This window comes from Stenotrophomonas sp. 05L44_2, from assembly GCF_056665995.1.
The window spans coordinates 1-4,033 of the sequence record NZ_JBFTNR010000437.1 but is presented as its reverse complement, the minus strand read 5'-3'; the positions used below and the strand labels follow the sequence as shown (position 1 = coordinate 4,033).

The following is a 4,033-nucleotide window of genomic DNA, read 5'->3' as shown; positions in this document are numbered from 1 at the left end:
CCCCTTGGCTGTGGCTGGCCCTGATCGTGGCGATGTTCGCTGCGGCACTGGTCTGGCTGCGATTCTCCAGCCATGACGATGTTGCGCCTGCGCCGGTAAGCGAGCGCATGCTGCCGGCCACGGAAACGCCGGTCGCCACCACGCCCACCCCGGCTGCGCGACAGGCCGTGCCCGCGCAGAGCGAGCGCAAGGCAGCCCCCGCCGTACGCAACCGTGAGGCGCGTCCGCTGGCGAGCAACAGCAAGCCCAGCTATCCGGCCGCCGCGCTGCGCAGTGGCGTGCAGGGCAGCGTGGTTGCCAGCTTGAACGTGGATACGCGTGGCAACGTGACCGACGCTGCGATCGTGTCGCGCAGTGGTGAGCGCAGCCGCGACCTGGACCGTGCCGTGCTGAACACCGTGCAGGGCTGGAAGTTCGAGCCGGCATGCCCGGCGAGCGCAGCGGCGCCGGGACTACCTCAGGCCAGGTTGAAGCCGGCGCTGCGTGCGAGTCCGTCGAAATCCGGGAAGGACGTTGCAACGTTGGCGATGTCGTTGATGCGCACTTCACCATGGCTGATCTGGCCGGCAATGGCGAAGGCCATTGCGATGCGATGATCACCGTGGCTTTGAATGGTGCCACTGCCCAGCGATACGCCGCCGTGCAGGGTGGCGCCATCTTCGGTTTCGTCCACCTGCATGCCCAGCGCGCGCAGGCCGGTCGCCATCGCGGCCAGGCGATCGGATTCCTTCACCCGCAGTTCGGCGGCGCCGGTCACCACGGTCTGGCCTTCGGCGGCAGCAGCGGCCACGAACAATGCCGGGAACTCGTCGATCATGTCCGGCACCAGCTCCTCGGGAATGCGCGCACCCTTCAGCGGCGCGTAGCGCACCAGCAGATCGGCCACCGCTTCGCCGCCCTGCTCTGCCGGGTTCTGTTCGGTGATGTCCGCGCCCATCAGGCGCAGCGCGTGCAGCAGGCCGGTACGGCGCGGATTGAGGCCGACCTGCTTCAGGCGCAGTTCGGAGCCGGGAATGATGCTGGCCGCGACCAGGAAAAACGCGGCCGAGGAGAAGTCGGCCGGCACCACGATATCGGTCGCGCGCAGGCGCTGGCCACCACGCAGGCGGGCCTTGCCCGGCGAGAACGCGATGTCCACGCCGAACGCGGACAGCATGCGCTCGGTGTAGTCGCGGGTCGGGTGCGGCTCAGTGACGCTGGTTTCGCCGTGCGCGTACAGGCCGGCCAGCAGCACGGCGGACTTGATCTGCGCACTGGCCACCGGCGAGGCAAAGTCGATGCCGTGCAGCGTCTGCCCGCCATGCACGTGCAGCGGCGGCGTGCCGTCTTCCTCGGTGTCGATCTTCGCGCCCATCTGCGACAGCGGACCGGTGACGCGGCGCATCGGACGGCCGGACAACGATTCGTCGCCGACCAGCGTGCAGTCGAAGGCCTGACCGGCCAGCAGGCCGGCCAGCAGGCGCATGCCGGTGCCGGCATTGCCACAGTCGAGCGGTGCGCTGGGTGCCTGCAGGCCATCGATGCCGACGCCGTGCACGACGCGCTGCGACGCACTGGGGGTTTCGATGCGCACGCCCAGCTGGCTGAAGATGCGCGCGGTGGCGCGGGTGTCTTCGCCTTCCAGGAAGCCTTCGATATGCGAGGTGCCATCGGCCAGCGCGGCGAACATCACCGAGCGGTGCGAGACCGACTTGTCGCCGGGAATGGTCAGGCTGCCCTGCAGGGGCTGGCCCTTGCGGGCGATCCAGTGCTGCGCGTTGCTCATCGTTGAATGGTTCCGTAAACGCCGGCTCGCCGGCGGTGCATCAGGGGCGGCGGCCGCAGCCGCCGCAGCAGGGATCAGGGCACGGCTACCGGATAGGAGCCAAGCACCTTGATCTGCGCCGAGTGCGCTTCCAGTTCGGCCAGTGCGGCCTGCATCGGCGCATCGTCGATGTGACCGGCCAGGTCGATGAAGAAGCCGTATTCCCACTTGCCGTGGTGCGAGGGGCGCGACTCGATACGGTTCATGCTGATGCCATGGCGCGCGAACGGGCTGAGCACATCGAACAGCGCGCCGGGCTTGTCATGGATGAACACCAGCACCGAGGTGCGGTCATGGCCGGAGGTCGGGAAGATGTTGCGCCCCACCACCAGGAAACGGGTGGTGTTGTCGGCATCGTTCTGGATCGGCTTGGTGACGACCTTCTTCAGGCCGTACACATGGCCGGCGCTCTCGCCGCCAATGGCCGCGGCATCGTCGGCGTTGCGCGCACGGCGCGCACCTTCGGCGTTGCTGGCCACCGGGATCTTCTCGGCCTTGGGCAGGTTGGCGCGCATCCATGCCGAGGTCTGCATGAACGACTGCGGATGGCCGTAGACGCGCTCGATGTCCTCGATGCGGCCACTGCGCGACATCAGGTACTGCTGCACGCGTAGTTCCACTTCGCCGCAGATCTTCAGGTTGGAAGTGAGGAACATGTCCAGGGTGATCTGGATGGTGCCCTGCCCCGAGTTTTCCACCGGCACCACGCCGAAATCGGCGTTGCCCGCTTCCACTTCCTGGAACACTTCTTCGATGCTGGCCATCGGCAGGCCCAGCGCCGAGCGGCCGAAATGCTTGAGCACGGCCTGCTGGCTGAAGGTACCTTCCGGACCGAGGTAGCCGATCTTCAACGGCTCCTGCTGGGCCAGGCAGGCCGACATGATTTCGCGGTAGACGTGCACCAGCAGCTCATCGCTGAGCGGGCCTTCGTTTCGATCCACCACCATGCGCAGCACCTGCGCCTCGCGCTCGGGGCGGTAGTAGTCGACGGCGGCGGCGAGCTTGCCCTTGGCCTTGCCGACCTGGTGGGCGAACTGTGCGCGTTCGGCGATCAGGCTCTGGATGTCACGGTCGATCTGGTCGATCTTCGAACGCACATCGGCCAGTGCCAGTGGCGCCAGGGTCGGCACCGCGGTTGCCTTCGACTTGCCCTTGGGCTTGGAAGTGGCGCTGTCCTTGGCCGGCTCGGCCTTCTTCGACGCMTTCTTGCTGGGTTTGCTTGCCATCGGAATTCCTTGTTGCGGGGCGCGCACCCGACGATGCGCGCCGTTCATTGCTCAGCCGTGACGCTGCTGGAAATCGGCCATGAAGGCGACCAGCGCCTCGGCCCCGGCCAGCGGCATGGCGTTGTAGAGCGAGGCGCGGATGCCACCGACCACCTTGTGACCCTTCAGCGCCAGCAGGCCGGCGGCCTTGGCATCGGCGACGAAACGGGCATCGAGGTCGGTGTTGGGCAGGAAGAACGGGATGTTCATCCGCGAGCGCGCCGAATGGGCGACCTCGTTGCGATAGAAGCCGCCGGAAGCATCGATGGCGCCGTACACCAGCGCGGCCTTGGCGGCGTTGCGCTTGGCGAACTCGACCACGCCACCTTCGGCCAGCATCCACTTGAACACCAGACCGGCCAGGTACCAGTTCCAGGTGGGCGGGGTGTTGAGCATGGAATCGCGGGCGACGTGCGAGCGGTAATCGAAGATGTCCGCGCGTGGCTGGCCACTACGCTCCAGCAGGTCGCGACGGATGATCATCACCGCGATGCCGACCGGGCCCAGGTTCTTCTGCGCACCGGCATAGATGACACCGTAGCGGCGCACGTCCAGCGGCTCGCTGGCGATGGACGAACTGAAGTCTGCCACCAGCGGCACGTTGCCGGTCTCGGGCACATCACGGAACTCGACGCCGTGGATGGTCTCGTTGGCAGTGATGTGCACGTACGCGGCGTCGGGAGAGAGCTGCCAACCGGCGCGCTCGGGCAGCTGGCGATACCCTTCGGCCTCGCTGCTGGCGGCGATGTTGACGTCCACGTAGGGGCTGGCCTGCTTGACTGCGGTCTTGCCCCAGTGGCCGGTGACCACGTAGTCGGCACGCTGGCCGGGGCTGGCGAAGTTGAGCGGGATCAACGCCTGCTGGGTGGTGGCACCACCGGGCAGGAACAGCACCGCATAGTCCTCGGGAACATCGAGCAGGCGACGCAGGTCGGCCTCGGCCTCGGCGGCCACGGACATGAAC

The 4,033-nt window shown here is 67.3% G+C and carries 3 protein-coding genes and 1 pseudogene; 1 reads left to right on the top strand and 3 read right to left on the bottom strand.

All coding sequences use genetic code 11. From position 1 onward, the window contains the following. Positions 1-425, top strand: a pseudogene (locus AC1VAN_RS15115) (energy transducer TonB); the annotation flags it as partial. A 32-nt stretch (positions 426-457) separates the two neighbouring features. On the opposite strand, the gene aroA reads toward AC1VAN_RS15115, so the two are convergent. The 3 genes from aroA to serC all read right to left on the bottom strand — a co-directional run. Further along, complete coding sequence (aroA, locus tag AC1VAN_RS15110; protein WP_442252145.1) at positions 458-1,765, bottom strand: 3-phosphoshikimate 1-carboxyvinyltransferase; 1,308 nt, start codon at positions 1,763-1,765, stop codon at positions 458-460. A gap of 74 nt (positions 1,766-1,839) precedes the next feature. Continuing rightward, positions 1,840-3,030, bottom strand: a complete 1,191-nt coding sequence (gene pheA, locus AC1VAN_RS15105) for a prephenate dehydratase (RefSeq protein WP_480986104.1) — start codon at positions 3,028-3,030, stop codon at positions 1,840-1,842. A 51-nt stretch (positions 3,031-3,081) separates the two neighbouring features. Continuing rightward, positions 3,082-4,033: 3-phosphoserine/phosphohydroxythreonine transaminase (serC, locus tag AC1VAN_RS15100; protein WP_480986103.1), on the bottom strand; the 952-nt coding region annotated here is incomplete at its 5' end.